Genomic DNA, 14,492 nt, shown 5'->3' on the forward strand with positions numbered 1-14,492 from the left:
GTAGTCGAAGAACGCCCGCGCGCCCTCCGGGGTGAAATCTGTCGAGAGCGCACTCGTGCGCTTGCGTCGCTCGGCACGCCCGGACTCGCCGCGGCGGTCCTCGATGTAGAGCGTCCACGTCTCCTTGCCGACGTTCTTCCCTCGCTTGCTGATGGCGGTGTGGAGGCGCATCCGCGGCACCCGCTCCCCGTCATCGCCGAGCTGCTGGTTCTGCTCCTCGATCACCGCTTCGAGACCGGCCTTGTCCACCGCACGGGGATCAGCCAGGGCGGCGCTCATCCGGTCGCCCATCTCGCGGTCGAGCCCGCCCTCGGCGAAGTCCTCGCGGCGCAGCTCCCAGTCCTTCGGTGCGTGCTCCAGACGCTTCACGACCGAGAGACCGTGCTCGCGCATGAGTTCGTCGTTCGCTGACTGAACGCCCCGCTGGTTCCCGGCCTTGCGGTCGTGGAACGTGCGGTAGTCGCTGAGCGCTCTTCCCGTCCGATTGCTGTGGTTGATGACCAAGATGTGGTTGTGCGGCTTCTTCCCGCGTCCGTCCACATGACTGACCACGAGGCAGTCGGAATCTGGGTGCATCTTCTTCGCGAGTTGATAGCCCAGATCGTTCACCCGCTGCACGTCCTCCGGATTCTTCGGGTCGAACTCCTCGTCGCTGAACGACTGCCTGTAGTGCAGCGCCTCGACGTCGCGCTTCGTGTTCTGGGTGAGCGCGCGGGCGCGCGCCGAGAACGCGCCGGGGCCTCCCGGCACGTCGCACGTGATCGCGACGCCGCGCTCGTCCTCCTTGCCCCGGATGTAGCGCTCGGTGTCGGCGGCGCTGGCGCTCGGACTGTAATGTGTCGTGCTCATGAGGCCGCCCGATCACCGAGCAGGGCGCGGATCTCGCGGAGCAGCTCGATCAGCTCGGGCACCTCCGCCGACAGCGACACCGGCTCACCCGCGCGAGCACGGCGGTCCAGGTCGTTGACGTTGATCGCGAGCGGGCGCACCTGGGCGGCCAGCTCCCGAGCATCAGCAGACGCCTGCACGCGCTCCTCGACCCCGAGCAGGTGCGCGGCCACGGCGGCGTCCAGCTCCTCGCTCCGAGATGCATGGAGCGCATCGCGCACGACGGTCCGCACCCACGTGCTCGGAGCCAGCCCGAGCCGCTTCGCACGAGTGCGAACCGCCCCGAGCGTGGCGTCATCGAAGCGCGTATCGAGCCGCCCGCCGCTGCCACGACGACGCTCCGCGCCGCCGTGACTCTGGCGCACAGCCTCCGCATCAGCCCGACCGGTGTTCACCCGGGAGTCGGCCTGCTGCTCCGCCTGTACGCCAGAGTGGCAAGCAGTAGGCGCGTCGGACATTTCGCTGGCGCTCATGTCCTCCTTGCCTGCTTGCGAGGGGGCTGCGCCCCCTTCGATCCCCTGGAAGTGCCCATCGAGTTCGGTGCTCATGCCGCACCTCCCGCGACCAGCAGACCGCCGTTCGCGCGGAGCCGCGCGACCTTCGCATCGAGCACCTTCTGCTTCGCCTCAGCGCGGCGCTGACGCTCATCCTCGGAGAGCGCCAGGCACTCATCCCCATGCCGCGCGTAGACGCCCGCCTGCGGAGTGGAACACGTGCAGAGCTGCAACTCACGGTTGTGCTCCTCCAGCTCGGCGAGCCGCCTGCGCTGCTGCTCCTCGACGACCTCACGGTCACACTTCGCCGCCTCTTCGGCGGCGGCGATCTCCTCAGCGCTCGGCTGGATCGGCTGGCCGACTCCAGCGAATTCCGCGAACAGTTCGTCCCCGTTGATCGCCTCCAGTTCGGGGCGCGCTATCCGGTCGTGCTGCTCCACGATCGGCGCGACCGTGCGCGCCTCGATCTCTCCGCGCACGCGCTCGCGCTCCGCGGTGTCCTTGATCGCCTTGCACCTGCGCGCCAGCAACTCCAGGTCCTGGCTCATGTGCTCGTACCGCTCATAACGCTGGTACTCGCGGGTGCCGTTGAGCACACCGGAGTTCACGAAGATCGAGAACTCGCGCTCGGCGACCGGGATGATCACCGGGAAGCGGCGGAACCCCTGCCCGAGGTTCTCCGCCTGGTGCTTGACCCGCACGCCGCCCTGCATCGACTCGTACTCGCCAGCCAAGCCGCGGAGGAACTCCTCGTAGCCCTCGGGACCCGTAACGATGTTCACCCGGTTGAGCAACTGAGTCTTCGATCCCTTGATGTTCACGATCGGCTTCTCGTCCGGCTCGCGCCACGGGCCGAGAATGCGGAAGAGCATCCCGCGGCTCTTGGCCGTGCGGATCATGTCACCGACGCGCGTGTCCTCCCAGATCACGACCGGCTCGCCGTCGTAGCCCTCCCACGAGACGTTCTCGCCGCCCACCTTGAAGTACGGCTTGTCCGCATCCGGGGCCAGAGCGCGAGCCAGCGCCTTCGCGAGCAGGTCCTTGCCCGTGCCGCCCTCGCCGAACACGTAGAAGTTCATGACCGACTCCGGTGCGTCCTGATACGCGAGGAAGTCGCCGCGCAGCTTCTGGAAGTGCGCCAGGTTGCCCTTCGCGAAGTAGATCGCGGGCTCCTGATCGCGGACCTGCTTCAGCGTCAGCGAGCCCTTGCCCACGGCCTGGAAGAGCTTGCTGAGCTTCGCCCTGCCTCCGCCCTCAGCGGCGTTGCGGCGCATCGCCATGTGCGCGTCCAGCTCCCGCCCGAAATCGAAGTTCGCGACGATCCGGCCCCGGCCGTACTGGTACTTGCCAGGCATGCCCTCCTGCGTCTTGTCCACGAGGTAGTGCCGCTCCGGCTGGTGGATGCCCGGGATGGCGTTCTTCCCCCGCGACTCATGCGGCAGGTACTCAGCGAGATCGAAGAACGCCTTCTCTGCCGCGCCGCGGCCCTTGTGCTCGGTGCCTTCCTGCTCGGCAGTCTCTTTTGGCGGCTTCACGCGAGCCGAGGGGATCGAGAAGGCGTCGGAGACGGTGCGGATCGTAGGACGCGGACCATCAGCATCAGCGACCCACAACACCATGTGAGCGTGCAGGCCCTTGATCCCGCAGCACACCGTCTCGCCTGTACCCTCGTCCACCTCGACCAGGCGGTCATACGGGTGCCACACGTAGGCCCAGCGGTGGAGGCGATCGCCCAGCGCCGCGAGGCCCTCGTCGATCTGCTCCTGCGTGAGCATGACCTCGCCGGTCTCCGGGTGCTCGCGGTACTGCATCACCGAGAACACGCGTGACTGCATACGGGTGCGCTTCGCCTGCTCCGGGCTCTCCGCCGTCTTCGCGGCGGCGAAGAACGCCTTCGCCTCGGCGACCTGCGCAGGCGTGGACTCGACGACGAACGGTTCGACCTCGTCACCGGGATCGGCCCCCGGCACGTCCAGCTCGGCGAAGTCCACGCTTGCACCCGAGGTAGGCGCCGGTGCAGCCGTTTCCGAAACGGATGCGCGGCCACCCAAGGAGGGCCGCGCATGCAGAGCGGCGACAGTTCCCTGGTCAGAGCTGAGATCGGCGGGAATCTCGGACTCGCCGGAATCGGTCGGTGCAGCCGTATAGCCGTTTCCGGCAAAATCGTCCCCGACGGGGAGAGCCCGGTTCCCGTCGCTCGGAACGGCACCGGGCACCCCGCCTTCGGCGGGTGCCAGACCAGGCCCTCCGGGCGGGGTCAGGTCGACGGGATCGGTGCTGAGGTTGCGGGCGTCGGGGTGCATCAGCGACCACCGCCCTTGCGGTAACGCTTGATCACGGCCTGGTGCGTGACGCCGAGGGCGTCGCCGATCCTGGCCCACGTCACGCCCTCGGCGCGGGCGTCGGCGACGGCGATCTCGACGGCCTCTTCCAGCACGGAGCGGAGCACGCCGAGGTCGTAGAGCCGTGCCTCCATGTTGGCGAGGGAGGGGTCGCCCTGACGCCAGCGGAAGCCGGTCAGGTGATCGAAGGCGGCGGAGTTCGCGCTCATCAGCGATCACCGCCCATCATGGCGGCGACGGTGGCGCGCTGGCGCGGGTTCAGCGGAGTATGAGTCAACCGCTCACCAGCCACGCGACCCGCAGCGCGGGCGGCGGCGATGACGGGCGCGAGGCCCTCATCGCGGGCAGGGAGCCCCTGCCCCTGCTCGAGGTCAGGCGGAAGGCTCGTGAAAGTGCGGGTGTCCGTCGAGGACATAGAAAACTCCCGAAGATCGTTCTTCGGGAGTTCCAAGAGCCCTCACTCTTGGCGACCTCTCGGTCGGAGCTTCGACGGTGGCCCGCCCGTCGGGGATTGCTTTCGTTTCACCGGGGGTGTCTCACCCTCGCTCACGCGAGGTTCACTCCGTTTGCCAGCCCGGGGACATGCCACTTCGCTGCCCCCGCGGACCACGAAGCGCTGTCCATTCGCCTCTGCAACGATTCTCCCATGACTCGACTCACCATTGCAATGACGAGTCGAATCATGAGTCAATCGCGACGCGGCTCGATCCGGATGAGGTCGGGATCGAACCGCACGTGACCGGGCCGGATCGGCGCGACGGTCACCGTCACCAGCTCGTCCACGAGCATCCGGCGACGGTCCACATCCAGCGCCTTCCACTTCGACTCGACCATCTCCCGGCGCTCCACGGTTCCGACCAGCTCGTCCACGTCCGCGAGCAGCTTCACCGCCGCCGACACCGAGCGGTCGAGCAGCTCCGCGTCGATCTCGTCGATGCGGGCCTTCACGTCATTGATCGCCGCCGTGATCTCAAGGACCGGCTGATGGATGTCGCGCAGCAGCGGGCTCAGTTCCTTCACGCGCTCGACCAGCGCGTTCCGCTCGGTCAGCAGCTCCTCGCGGTCCGGCCTACCGTCCTCCTGCGGCATCACCAGGTCGTGCACGTCCACCGAGGACAGGCGGGTGAGCACCGCCTCGGTGACCATCGCATCGACGGGCTCGCGCTGGCGCGTGAGGTGGAAGTGCTCTCCACAGCGATACGTCGGCTGCTTGCGGCTGTTCGTCCCCGAGACAAGCGTCGCCCCGCACTTTCCGCACAGGCCGATCCCGGAGAGTAGGTACTTCGGCTGGTTCCCCTGCCTCGCCGACCTCCGCACGTTGTCCTCCAGCTTCGCAACCGCGGCCCGCCACGTCTGCTCGCTCACAATTGGCGGGAACACCTCGCCCTGCACGGGGTACAGCTCGCCCGACGCGTAGTGCTTGATGTAGCCAGCGTAGAGCGGGTTCGCCAGCAGGTACCTCACGGCATCGACTGAGAACTCCGACCCGCGCGCGGTGAGGTGACCGGCGCTGTTCAGGTCCTCGCGGATGCGTCGGATCGACAGCGACGGCTCGCCGAGGAACGCGTCGAAGGCTCGCCGCACGGCCTCGGCCTCCTCGGGGATCAACTCGCCATCGCGCGTCCAGCCGAACGCCTTCCAGGCCGACGTGGGGATGCCTTCTGTACGTCGGCGCTCGTTCGATCTGATCTGGCGCTCTGCCTTGCGCCGGGCTTCGAACCGGGCGAGGGCGGCGAGCATCGTCGCCCGGAACTCGCCGTCCGCCGTCGAGAGGTCGATCTCGCCGTCCACGGTGACGACGCGCAGACCGAGGTCGATCAGTGTGTTGAGATCCTTGGTGCTGCGCAGGAGGCGGTCCATGTCCACGGCGACGACCATCGAGAACCGGCCTGCTCGGGCGTCGTCCAGCATCTCTGCCCACCGGGTGCCAGCGCGGCGCTTCTTCGTCGCCGACACCGCGTTGTCCTCGTAGACCTCGACCACGTTCCAGTCCTTGGCCTCGGCCAGCGCCTTGATCTTCCTCAGCTGGGTATCGACCGTCCAGCGGTCGCCCTTGCGGTCCATGGAGGCGCGGACGTAGGCCGCCACCTCGTTCGTCTTCCTCAGCGCTACCAGTTCGACCATGCAACCAAGCTTACGTGGACCAGTGTTGCAACCCCGATATGCGCTACGAGAACCCGCTCTATCTCGCCGAGGAGGCCGCCGCCCTCGACCTGCTGTCTGACCAGCGGGTGGCGCTGGGCATCAGCCGCGGGTCCCCGGAGCCTGCCCTGCGCGGCTGGGAAGCCTTCGGATACGAGGATCAGACCGAGCCCAAGGCTGCGAACATGGCCCGAGAGAAGTTCGACCGCTTCCTTCGCGCCATCCGCGGTGAGAAGCTTGCTCCTGCCGATCCCCAGCAGTTCGGTCCCGGCGTGCGGCTGCGTGGAGAACCGCATTCGCCCGGACTGGACCGACGCATCTGGTGGGGCGCCGGTTCGGCTGCTACCGCTGAAAGTGCGGCTCGCATGGGGGGTGAACCTGATGAGTTCGACCCTGCTCACCGAGGCGACCGGCGCCGCATTCGGGGACCTGCAGGCCGAACAGATCGCCCGGTACCGCCAGGCGTGGAACGAAGCCGGGCACGACTGGACGCCGCGTGTGTCCGTCAGCCGCAGCATCTTCCCGATCACCACCGACCTCGACGACCTCTACTTCGGCAGGCGCGGAGCCGGGCAGGGTGACCAGATCGGGATCATCGACGACACGCGTTCGACCTTCGGCCGCACCTATGCGGGTGAACCGGACAGACTGGTCGAGGAGCTCAAGACCGATGCGGCCATCCAAGCCGCCGACACCCTCATGCTCACGATCCCCAGCCAACTCGGCGTCGACTACAACCTGCACATCCTCGAGTCCTTCGCGAAGCACGTCGCACCGGCTCTCGGCTGGGTGCCTGCAGGTGCGCACTGAGAGGTTCCGTCAGAGCTCTGTCCGCGAACGTATGATGTGAGAGATCAGAGAAGATCCATCACCAGGGACGATTCACCACCAGGGGAGACCGAGTGAGCGAGAGCACGAAGATGACGCAGACGCAGAAGCGCATCCTCATCATCGGCCTCGTCCCCCTCTTCATGTCCCTGCTCTCGGTCTCCAGCATCAACGTCGTCCTACCCGCCATCGCCGCCGATATCCATGCCTCCACCTCGGCCCTGCAATGGGTGCTCACCGGTTATGCGCTGTCCTTCGGCGTCGTCCTCGTCGCCGCCGGGCGAGCCGGTGACGTCTTCGGTCGCGGGCAGCTGTTCGTCATCGGCGTGGGTCTCTTCGGTCTCTCCTCGCTGGTGGCTGGAATCGCCCCGGACCCGCTGACGCTCAACATCTCGCGAGTGACCATGGGGCTGGGCTCGGGATTCCTCAACCCGCAGGTCGTGGGCCTGCTGCAGCAGTACTTCCAGGGTCCGCCTCGTGGTCGTGCCTTCGGGCTGATGGGCACCACCGTCGGCCTGTCGGTGGCGGTCGGTCCCGTGCTCGGCGGTGCCCTCATCGCGCTGTTCGGCAGCGGCCTCGGCTGGAGGGCGACATTCCTCGTCAATGTGCCCTTCGCGATCGCCTCTCTCCTCCTCGCCCGCGTCTGGCTGCCGAGCGGTGCGTGGCGAGCTGCCGTCGCTCAAGATGGGAAGAGCGCCGAGGATGGGAAGAGCACCGAGGAGGGGAAGGACCTCGATCCGGTGGGAGTCATCCTCCTCGGTGTCGGCGTGCTTCTCATCCTCCTGCCCTTCGTCGAGTCATCGCTGGGTTGGTTCATCTGGCTGTCCCTGCCGCTCGGCGTCGGCGCAATCTGGCTGTGGGCGTGGTGGGAACGGCGCTATGCGCGACTGGGGCGCCCTCCCATGGTCGACCTCGATCTCTTCCGGATCCGCAGCTTCAGCAACGGTTCGATCATCATCGCTCTCTACTTCCTCGGCGTCACCAGCGTCTGGGTCCTCGTCGCCATGTACATGCAGCAAGGGCTGGGGCATACGGCCTTGGCTGCGGGAATGATCGGTCTGCCGGCCGCGCTGTGCTCGGCAGTCTCCGCCGATGTGTCCGGACGCTTCGTCTTCCAGATCGGGCGCCGCCTCGTCGTCTGGGGGATCGCGCTGTGCCTCGTGGGCCTGGTGGCGACGATCGGCGTCGTCGCTCTGCTGTCCCGGGGCATCGGCAGCGAGTGGTGGATGCTGCTCACCCTGGCCTTCATCGGCACCGCTCAGGGTATGGTCATCAGCCCCAACCAGACTCTGACCCTGCAGGAGGTCCCGCTGCGATACGCCGGGTCCTCCGGAGGAGTGCTCCAGACGGGGCAGCGTATCGGCACGTCGATGGGGCTGGCGATCATGACTGCCCTGGCGTTCTCGATCACCGCAGTGAGCAATTGGCACTGGGGGATGATCGCGGCGTTCGTCGCGATCGCACTCGTTGTCGTCCTCGCCGGTGCCGTCGGCATCGTCGAAGTTCGCCGAGGCGGTCCCCGCCGCGCCTGAGAGGACATTCGCGGCATGCCCGGAGCCGCACCAACATCGTCAGCTGTCAGCGCAATAATGTTACGGATTTTAGACAATCCGCTGTGTCCGAATGTGGAAGACTGTGAACGCACATCAGCCCATGGAAGGAAACACAGTGGTCGAGGCGGTACCCGATGACGAGCTCGCGCTCGAGGAACTCGTGCGCTCGGGCGGGATCGAAACCTATTTCGCCCCCGTCGTCGATGCACTGACCTTCCAACGAGTCGGCCATCAGATACTGCAGGCCCCCACGGGGGATCCGGAACTGGGTCGAGCCGAGTCGGAGAACCTCCGCCACGCCATGCGCGTCTCGACGATCACCGGAGATATCGACGCCTCGCTGCGGGACTCGGCGCTGCGCACTGCAGAAGGCGCCGGCCTGCCGAAGTCGAACCGCCTGTTCCTCCACGCCGAAGCCGAATCCTTCGCAACCCTCGAAGACCGCACCGGGGAGCCCGACCGCTCGGTCATTCTGCAGCTCGACGCCAATCGCGTCGCCTCGTCTCCGGCCTCGGTGCTGCGCTCTGTGCGCTCGGCACGGGCCATGGGTTGGGGCGTGGGCATGTCCTCGGTCGGTCCCGACCTGCGCAGCACCTCATTCGTTCCGCTGGTCAATCCATCGGTGGTCGGACTCCACCCGGACGTTCTGCGCATCGACTGCGACTCCCATCTGGCTGAACTCAACCGACTTCTCCACGCCCATCTCGAACGCACCGGAGCGGTCATCCTCGCCGACGGTGTCGAGACCGAAGACGATCTGGACCGAGTGCGCGCGCTGGGGGCGCGGTTCATGTCCGGGCCCTACTTCGGTGAGGCCACGAAGCAACCGCAGTCGTTCTCCGAACCGAGCGAGGACGCTCTCGTCTCCCACTACTCTCGCAACCTGCCGGCACTCGGCACGCCGTATTCGATCTCGCAGGGACTCCGGCGTGAGCCTTTGGTGATGAACCGCGAACTCCTCGTCGCTCAGATCGCGGCCTTGGAAGAACGCGCTCTGGCGTCGGGAACGGCGACTATCGCCCTCGGTGTGTTCGGGGAGGACGACGGATTCTCCGAGGCGACCCGACTGCGGTATGAGAAGATCCGTGACACGGTGGGTCTGACGGCCATGTTCTCCGGCGGATTCGACGGACCGCCGATTCCCGGAGTGCGCACCGGACTCGTCGATGCCTCGGATCCCATGCGCAATGAACACGGCGTCGTCGTGGTCGGGCCCGACTGGTCCGGCATGGTCGCAGCGTCGAAACGCAACGATCCGGGAAGCGACGGACAGACTGTCTTCGACGTCTACATCACGACCGATCGCTACACCTGTGTCGATGCCGCACGCAGCGTTCTCACTCGCGTCGCCCCTCTCAACGCGATGGCGAACCTGCGCGCCTGAGCAGAGCGAGTCCGGGTGTCTCGACTCCTGTGAACGCGTGCGTGAACCGAATGGGGCGGTGGACTCCGATGGTGCTAATGTTGTCTCGGCTGGCCCCCGTAGCTCAGCTGGTTAGAGCAGGGAACTCATAATTCCTTGGCCGTCGGTTCAAGTCCGACCGGGGGCACCATGCAGCACGGCCCCACCTCTGAGAACACGAGTTGGGTAAGCCGAATCCCCTTCTCGGCGATGGTGCGCGCCGCCGCCTCCGACACCACTTCGATGTCGTCGTCCAGGGAGTTGCGACAGCCCTGCTCCCATCACTTCGCCCGATAGACGACAGGCACTACCGACACCCGACGCCACCAGCGTCTTTGATGCTTGGCTGCACGTCGATCATCGACTATCATGTGGTCAGCACCTCCTTTCGGATCGTAGGGGAAGACGTATCCGAGGTAGGAGGCAGAAATGGATATGACACAGGGCGTACTCTTCGTCCACTCAGCACCTCGTGCGCTGTGCCCTCACATCGAGTGGGCAGCGGGCGGGGCCATCGGCGCACAGGCACGCTTCGACTGGACACCCCAGCCGGCAGCACCGGGCCTCGTGCGCGCAGAAGTCTGCTGGCGCGCGCCTGCAGGCTCCGGAGCTCGTATCGCATCCGCATTGCGCGGTTGGGACTCGCTTCGCTATGAAGTCACCGAGGAACCCTCGGCCGGAGTCGACGGCGGACGCTGGAGCCACACTCCCGATCTGGGCATCTACCACGCAGTGACCGATACCGCCGGCAACATCCTCGTTCCCGAGGACCGCATCCGCTCCGTCATGGAACGCGCTGCAGGCGACCCCGCGAAGTTCTCCTCGGAGATGGCGATCGCCCTCGGCGAGGCCTGGGACGAGGAACTCGACGCATTCCGCCACGCAGGCGAGGGCGCACCGGTGCGCTGGCTCACTAAGGTCGGCTGAGCCTTTCCTCTCGCCTCCGGGCCGCACAGTGACGTGACGGTTCAGATCGCTCACTGAAGCTCAATGGGCACACCTACCTGCCTCGGGTGTGCCCATTTTGCGTGCTCGCGTGCCTGAACATAACATCCTGCGCCACCAGGATCATGCGCATATGCGCAGACCGTTCTGATCCTTTCAAGCTACGTTCTTTCGCACAATTGGAAACGGCCCACTTTAAGCTGGATAGCACAGTTTCAAAACCGTGCTTTCCGGCTCAAAGTGGGCCGTAATGCTGACTGAGGTCGCGCAGAGCCTCAGGCGGAGCGGAAGGCGACGACGGCGTTGTGACCACCGAAGCCGAACGAGTTCGTGATCGCTGCGATATCGCCCGCCGGCAGCTCCTGCGGAGTGTCACGGACGATGTTGATTCCCTTGACCTTCGGGTCGACCTCGTCGATGTTGATGGTCGGGGGAGCGGTGCGAGTCTGCAGCGCCTTGACCGTGAGGATCGCCTCGACGGCACCGGTACCACCGAGGAGGTGGCCGGTCATCGATTTCGTGGCCGAGACCAGTGCATCGGAGACGTTGTCGCCGAGCAGTTCGCTGATGGCCAGCGATTCCGGGACGTCACCGACTGGAGTCGATGTGGCGTGTGCGTTGACGTGCTTGATGTCGGCCGCGGTGAGGCCGCCGGCATCGAGTGCCTGCTGCATGGCAGCCAGCGCGTGCTTGCCCTCGGGCTCTCCGCCGGTGATGTGGTAGGCGTCGTTCGAGATGCCCCAGCTGGCCACCTCGGCGTAGATCTTCGCTCCACGAGCCTTCGCATGCTCCTCGGTCTCGAGGATCAGCGTGCCCGCGCCTTCGCCCATGACGAAGCCGTCACGGTCGATGTCGTAGGGACGCGAGGCGGTCTCGGGCGAATCGGTGCGACGCGACAGCGCCTGCATCGAATTGAACGAGGCGAGGGTGATCGGGTGGATCGCGGCTTCGGAACCACCGGCGATGATGACGTCGGCCTGGCCCGAATTGAGAACGTCATAGGCGTGGCCGAGGCTCTCGGTCGATGATGCGCAGGCGGAGACCAGGGTCTGGACCCCGGCGCGGGCCTTGAACTCCATTCCGATCGCGGCCGCGGGCCCATTGGGCATGAGCATGGGAACGGTCAGGGGCATGACCCGGCGCGGGCCTTCCGCCTGGAGGGTGTCCCAAGCATCGAGCAGAGTCCAGACTCCGCCGATGCCAGTGGCCCAGGAGACAGCGGTGCGTTCCGGATCGGTCTCCTCGAGGCCGGCGTCTGCCATGGCTTCACGAGCGGAGATGAGAGCGAATTGGCTCGAGGGGTCGAGGCGCTTGGCCTGAACCCGCTTGAGGTTGTCGGGCACGACCTGTGGGTCGACCTGCGCTGCGAAGTCCACGGCGAGGCCGTACTTCTCCGACCAATCGTTGTCCATTGTGTGAACGCCGGATTGACCTGCCAGGATGGCTTCCCAAGTGGCATCGACAGTCGCGCCCAGGGGGGTTACCGCACCGATTCCGGTGACGACAACTTTAGATGTCATGGTACAAACCTCGTCGATAGTGTGGACACGGCCCGTCTGTGGACGGGCCGTGTTCGGCTGCTGTGTCTCAGGCTTCCTGAGCTTTGTTGATGTAGTCGACAGCGTCCTGAACGGTGACGAGGTCCTTGACGTCGTCATCGGGGATCTTCACGCCGAACTTCTTCTCGGCGTTGACGACGATGGTCATCATCGAGATGGAGTCGATGTCGAGGTCATCGGTGAACGACTTGTCGGCTTCGACTGCTTCGACAGCCAGGCCGGTCTCTTCGTTGACGATCTCTGCCAGCCCAGCGAGGACTTCAGCTTCGGTGAATGCCATTTCTTTCCTACTTTCTGATTTCGGTCGAGGGTTTTTCGACCGTTTGAGGAACTTTTCGACGAGTGTCCCGCCGAATATCTTAGGACATTCACGGAGAGTTTTCCGTGAATGGGTGTGTCTCAGGGCAGGCGTACGACCTGGGCGCCGTAGACGAGGCCCGCCCCGAAGCCCATCTGCAGGGCGAGACCGCCGCTGAGCTCGGGCTGTTCGCGCAGCAGCCGTTCGGTGGCCAACGGGATCGATGCCGCAGAAGTGTTCCCGTTGTCGGCGATGTCACGAGCGATGACGACGGACTCGGGAAGCTTCAGCTGCTTGGCGAGCTCATCGATGATGCGCATGTTCGCCTGGTGCGGAATGAAGGCAGCGAGATCCTCGGCTTCGATTCCGGAAGCGGCGAGGGCTTCCTTGGCAACCTCGGCGCCGTCCCACACTGCCCAGCGGAAGACGGTCGGTCCATCCTGACGCAGGGTCGGGAAGGGCAGCTCGCGATCGTCGCGGATGTCATAGAGCGAATCGGTCATCCGGATCGTCGACCAGTTCTCGCCCTTCGAACCCCACACGGTCTTCGAGATGCCGGGTTCGTCTGAGGAGCTGACGACGACGGCGCCGGCTCCGTCGCCGAGGATGAAGGAGATCGAGCGGTCCTCAGGGTCGATGACCTCGGAGAGCTTCTCGGCACCGATGACGAGGATGTTGTCCATCGTTCCGGCGCGCACGAGAGCATCGGCCTGGGAGATGCCGTAGCAGTAGCCGGCGCACGCGGCGCTGATGTCCCACGCCGGGATCGGGCCGGTGCCCAGCCGCGCGGTGAGAGCGGAGGCTGCTGAGGGCGTGAAGTACTCGAAGGTGACGGTGGAGATGATGATGCCGCCGATGTCCTCGGGCTTGAGGCCCGCAGAGGCGATCGCTTCGAGCGCGGCCTCTTCGGACATATCGAGGACGCCGACGTCCTTGCTGGCACGACGACGGGTGATGATGCCCGTACGCTGACGGATCCATTCGTCGGAGGAGTTGATCGGTCCGGCGATATCGTCATTGCTGACGAGGTTCTCCGCACGGTAGGCGCCGATTCCGGCAATGCGGGAGAAAGTGCCGGGCTCGGCAGTCTTGAGTGTAGGCATGGCGTCTTCTTTCGATTCTCAGGCGTGGGCTGCCGCGAACTCACGCGCGCCGTCGAGGTCGGCGGCCGATTTGATGGCGAATGTCTCGACGCCCTTCATGGCGCGTCGAGCGATTCCGGTGAGTGTTCCACCGGGGACGAGTTCGATCATTCCGGTGATCCCGGCACTCAGCAGCGTCTCCTGGCACAGGTCCCAGCGGACCGGGTTCGTGACCTGCCTGACCAGGCGGTCGACGTACTCGCGCCCGGTTTCGACCGCGGTGCCGTCGGAGTTGCTGAGGATCGAGACGGTGGGATCGGAGACCTCCATCGCCGAGGCGGCGGCAGCGAGATCATCGGTGGCCGCGGCCATGTACTCGGTGTGGAAGGCACCGGCCACGGCCAGCGAAATGACCCGGGCGCGCTCCGGTGGGTTCTCGGCCAGTGCCTCGAGAGCGTCGAGGGATCCGGCGGCCACTGTCTGACCTCCGCCGTTGACGTTGGCGGGGCTGGCGCCGGCGGCCTCGATGGCGGCGAGAACGTCCTCGGGCTGGCCTCCGACCACGGCGGACATCCCTGTCGGGGTGGTGGCGGCAGCCGCGGCCATTCCATCGGCTCGCACCTTGACGAAGCGCATGGCATCGGCAGGTGTGAAGACGCCTGCGATCTGCGCGGCGGCGATCTCTCCCACCGAGTGTCCGGCGACGACGGCAGGGCTGACGCCGAGTTCGGCAGCGCAGGCGATGGCGGAAGCGACGAGCAGAGGCTGTGCCACCGCGGTGTCCTTGATCGTCTCGTCATCGGATTCGGTTCCGTGCAGACGCAGATCGATCCCCGAGGCGGTCGAGAGTTCGTCGATCTGTGCCGAGAAGGTGTCGAGTTCGAGGAACGAACTCAGGAAACCGGTCTTCTGGGCTCCCTGGCCCGGACAGGTGATTGCAAGCACTCAGTTCTCTTTTC

The 14,492-nt window shown here is 66.0% G+C and carries 13 protein-coding genes, 1 tRNA gene and 2 pseudogenes; 6 read left to right on the forward strand and 10 right to left on the reverse strand.

The window, feature by feature from the left end; all coding sequences use genetic code 11:
* Positions 1–387: 387 nt before the first annotated feature.
* The 6 genes and pseudogenes from AC2W7L_RS13220 to AC2W7L_RS13245 form a co-directional block, all read right to left on the reverse strand.
* Positions 388–849: pseudogene (locus AC2W7L_RS13220) on the reverse strand (relaxase/mobilization nuclease domain-containing protein); the annotation flags it as partial.
* On the reverse strand, positions 846–1,436 hold the full coding sequence (locus AC2W7L_RS13225) for a hypothetical protein (RefSeq protein ID WP_005464726.1): 591 nt from the start codon (positions 1,434–1,436) through the stop codon (positions 846–848). The pseudogene AC2W7L_RS13220 and the gene AC2W7L_RS13225, both read right to left, overlap by 4 nt.
* Positions 1,433–3,685, reverse strand: a complete 2,253-nt coding sequence (locus AC2W7L_RS13230) for an RNA helicase (RefSeq protein WP_486004830.1) — start codon at positions 3,683–3,685, stop codon at positions 1,433–1,435. The genes AC2W7L_RS13225 and AC2W7L_RS13230 overlap by 4 nt, the downstream gene beginning before the upstream one ends.
* The gene (locus AC2W7L_RS13235; RefSeq protein WP_005464721.1) at positions 3,685–3,933 is read right to left on the reverse strand and encodes a helix-turn-helix domain-containing protein; all 249 of its coding nucleotides are present in this window, start codon (positions 3,931–3,933) and stop codon (positions 3,685–3,687) included. The genes AC2W7L_RS13230 and AC2W7L_RS13235 overlap by 1 nt, the downstream gene beginning before the upstream one ends.
* Positions 3,933–4,139, reverse strand: coding sequence for a hypothetical protein (locus tag AC2W7L_RS13240; RefSeq protein ID WP_005464719.1), 207 nt, complete (start codon positions 4,137–4,139; stop codon positions 3,933–3,935). Before AC2W7L_RS13240 ends, AC2W7L_RS13235 begins: the two co-directional genes overlap by 1 nt.
* Before the next feature lie 272 nt (positions 4,140–4,411).
* Positions 4,412–5,848, reverse strand: a complete 1,437-nt coding sequence (locus tag AC2W7L_RS13245) for a recombinase family protein (RefSeq protein ID WP_005464717.1) — start codon at positions 5,846–5,848, stop codon at positions 4,412–4,414.
* Positions 5,849–5,886: 38 nt separating this feature from the next.
* Here AC2W7L_RS13245 and AC2W7L_RS13250 point away from each other — a divergent pair.
* The 6 genes and pseudogenes from AC2W7L_RS13250 to AC2W7L_RS13275 all read left to right on the forward strand — a co-directional run.
* A pseudogene (locus AC2W7L_RS13250) lies at positions 5,887–6,177 on the forward strand (LLM class flavin-dependent oxidoreductase); the annotation flags it as partial.
* Positions 6,178–6,247: 70 nt separating this feature from the next.
* Positions 6,248–6,676, forward strand: coding sequence for an LLM class flavin-dependent oxidoreductase (locus AC2W7L_RS13255; protein WP_486004853.1), 429 nt, complete (start codon positions 6,248–6,250; stop codon positions 6,674–6,676).
* A 92-nt stretch (positions 6,677–6,768) separates the two neighbouring features.
* The gene (locus AC2W7L_RS13260; protein ID WP_486004831.1) at positions 6,769–8,226 is read left to right on the forward strand and encodes an MFS transporter; all 1,458 of its coding nucleotides are present in this window, start codon (positions 6,769–6,771) and stop codon (positions 8,224–8,226) included.
* A 121-nt stretch (positions 8,227–8,347) separates the two neighbouring features.
* Positions 8,348–9,631 (forward strand): EAL domain-containing protein, encoded by a 1,284-nt coding sequence (locus AC2W7L_RS13265; protein WP_486004832.1) that lies wholly within the window; start codon positions 8,348–8,350, stop codon positions 9,629–9,631.
* 92 nt (positions 9,632–9,723) lie between these two features.
* A tRNA-Ile gene (locus tag AC2W7L_RS13270) sits at positions 9,724–9,800 on the forward strand.
* 284 nt (positions 9,801–10,084) lie between these two features.
* Positions 10,085–10,576, forward strand: coding sequence for a DUF3145 domain-containing protein (locus tag AC2W7L_RS13275; RefSeq protein WP_039211244.1), 492 nt, complete (start codon positions 10,085–10,087; stop codon positions 10,574–10,576).
* A gap of 293 nt (positions 10,577–10,869) precedes the next feature.
* Here the strand turns inward: AC2W7L_RS13275 and AC2W7L_RS13280 are convergent, their stop codons facing one another.
* The 4 genes from AC2W7L_RS13280 to AC2W7L_RS13295 form a co-directional block, all read right to left on the reverse strand.
* On the reverse strand, positions 10,870–12,114 hold the full coding sequence (locus AC2W7L_RS13280) for a beta-ketoacyl-[acyl-carrier-protein] synthase family protein (RefSeq protein ID WP_486004833.1): 1,245 nt from the start codon (positions 12,112–12,114) through the stop codon (positions 10,870–10,872).
* 67 nt (positions 12,115–12,181) lie between these two features.
* Positions 12,182–12,433, reverse strand: coding sequence for an acyl carrier protein (locus tag AC2W7L_RS13285; protein WP_025776743.1), 252 nt, complete (start codon positions 12,431–12,433; stop codon positions 12,182–12,184).
* Positions 12,434–12,552: 119 nt separating this feature from the next.
* Positions 12,553–13,554 (reverse strand): beta-ketoacyl-ACP synthase III, encoded by a 1,002-nt coding sequence (locus AC2W7L_RS13290; protein ID WP_486004834.1) that lies wholly within the window; start codon positions 13,552–13,554, stop codon positions 12,553–12,555.
* 18 nt (positions 13,555–13,572) lie between these two features.
* Positions 13,573–14,478 carry an ACP S-malonyltransferase gene (locus AC2W7L_RS13295; protein ID WP_486004835.1) on the reverse strand — a complete coding sequence of 302 codons (906 nt, stop codon included), beginning with the start codon at positions 14,476–14,478 and terminating at the stop codon, positions 13,573–13,575.
* Positions 14,479–14,492: the final 14 nt, after the last annotated feature.

Source organism: Brevibacterium sp. LAARM3_SD1 (genome assembly GCF_057364765.1).

Bases quoted from the DNA above. Each gene is read 5' to 3' on its own strand.
- AC2W7L_RS13245 (WP_005464717.1), bottom strand. From the start codon at position 5,848: ATGGTCGAACTGGTAGCGCTGAGGAAGACGAACGAGGTGGCGGCCTAC.
- AC2W7L_RS13225 (WP_005464726.1), bottom strand. From the start codon at position 1,436: ATGAGCACCGAACTCGATGGGCACTTCCAGGGGATCGAAGGGGGCGCA.
- AC2W7L_RS13285 (WP_025776743.1), bottom strand. From the start codon at position 12,433: ATGGCATTCACCGAAGCTGAAGTCCTCGCTGGGCTGGCAGAGATCGTC.
- AC2W7L_RS13280 (WP_486004833.1), bottom strand. From the start codon at position 12,114: ATGACATCTAAAGTTGTCGTCACCGGAATCGGTGCGGTAACCCCCCTG.
- AC2W7L_RS13275 (WP_039211244.1), top strand. From the start codon at position 10,085: ATGACACAGGGCGTACTCTTCGTCCACTCAGCACCTCGTGCGCTGTGC.
- AC2W7L_RS13290 (WP_486004834.1), bottom strand. From the start codon at position 13,554: ATGCCTACACTCAAGACTGCCGAGCCCGGCACTTTCTCCCGCATTGCC.
- AC2W7L_RS13235 (WP_005464721.1), bottom strand. From the start codon at position 3,933: ATGAGCGCGAACTCCGCCGCCTTCGATCACCTGACCGGCTTCCGCTGG.
- AC2W7L_RS13265 (WP_486004832.1), top strand. From the start codon at position 8,348: ATGGAAGGAAACACAGTGGTCGAGGCGGTACCCGATGACGAGCTCGCG.
- AC2W7L_RS13240 (WP_005464719.1), bottom strand. From the start codon at position 4,139: ATGTCCTCGACGGACACCCGCACTTTCACGAGCCTTCCGCCTGACCTC.
- AC2W7L_RS13230 (WP_486004830.1), bottom strand. From the start codon at position 3,685: ATGCACCCCGACGCCCGCAACCTCAGCACCGATCCCGTCGACCTGACC.
- AC2W7L_RS13255 (WP_486004853.1), top strand. From the start codon at position 6,248: ATGAGTTCGACCCTGCTCACCGAGGCGACCGGCGCCGCATTCGGGGAC.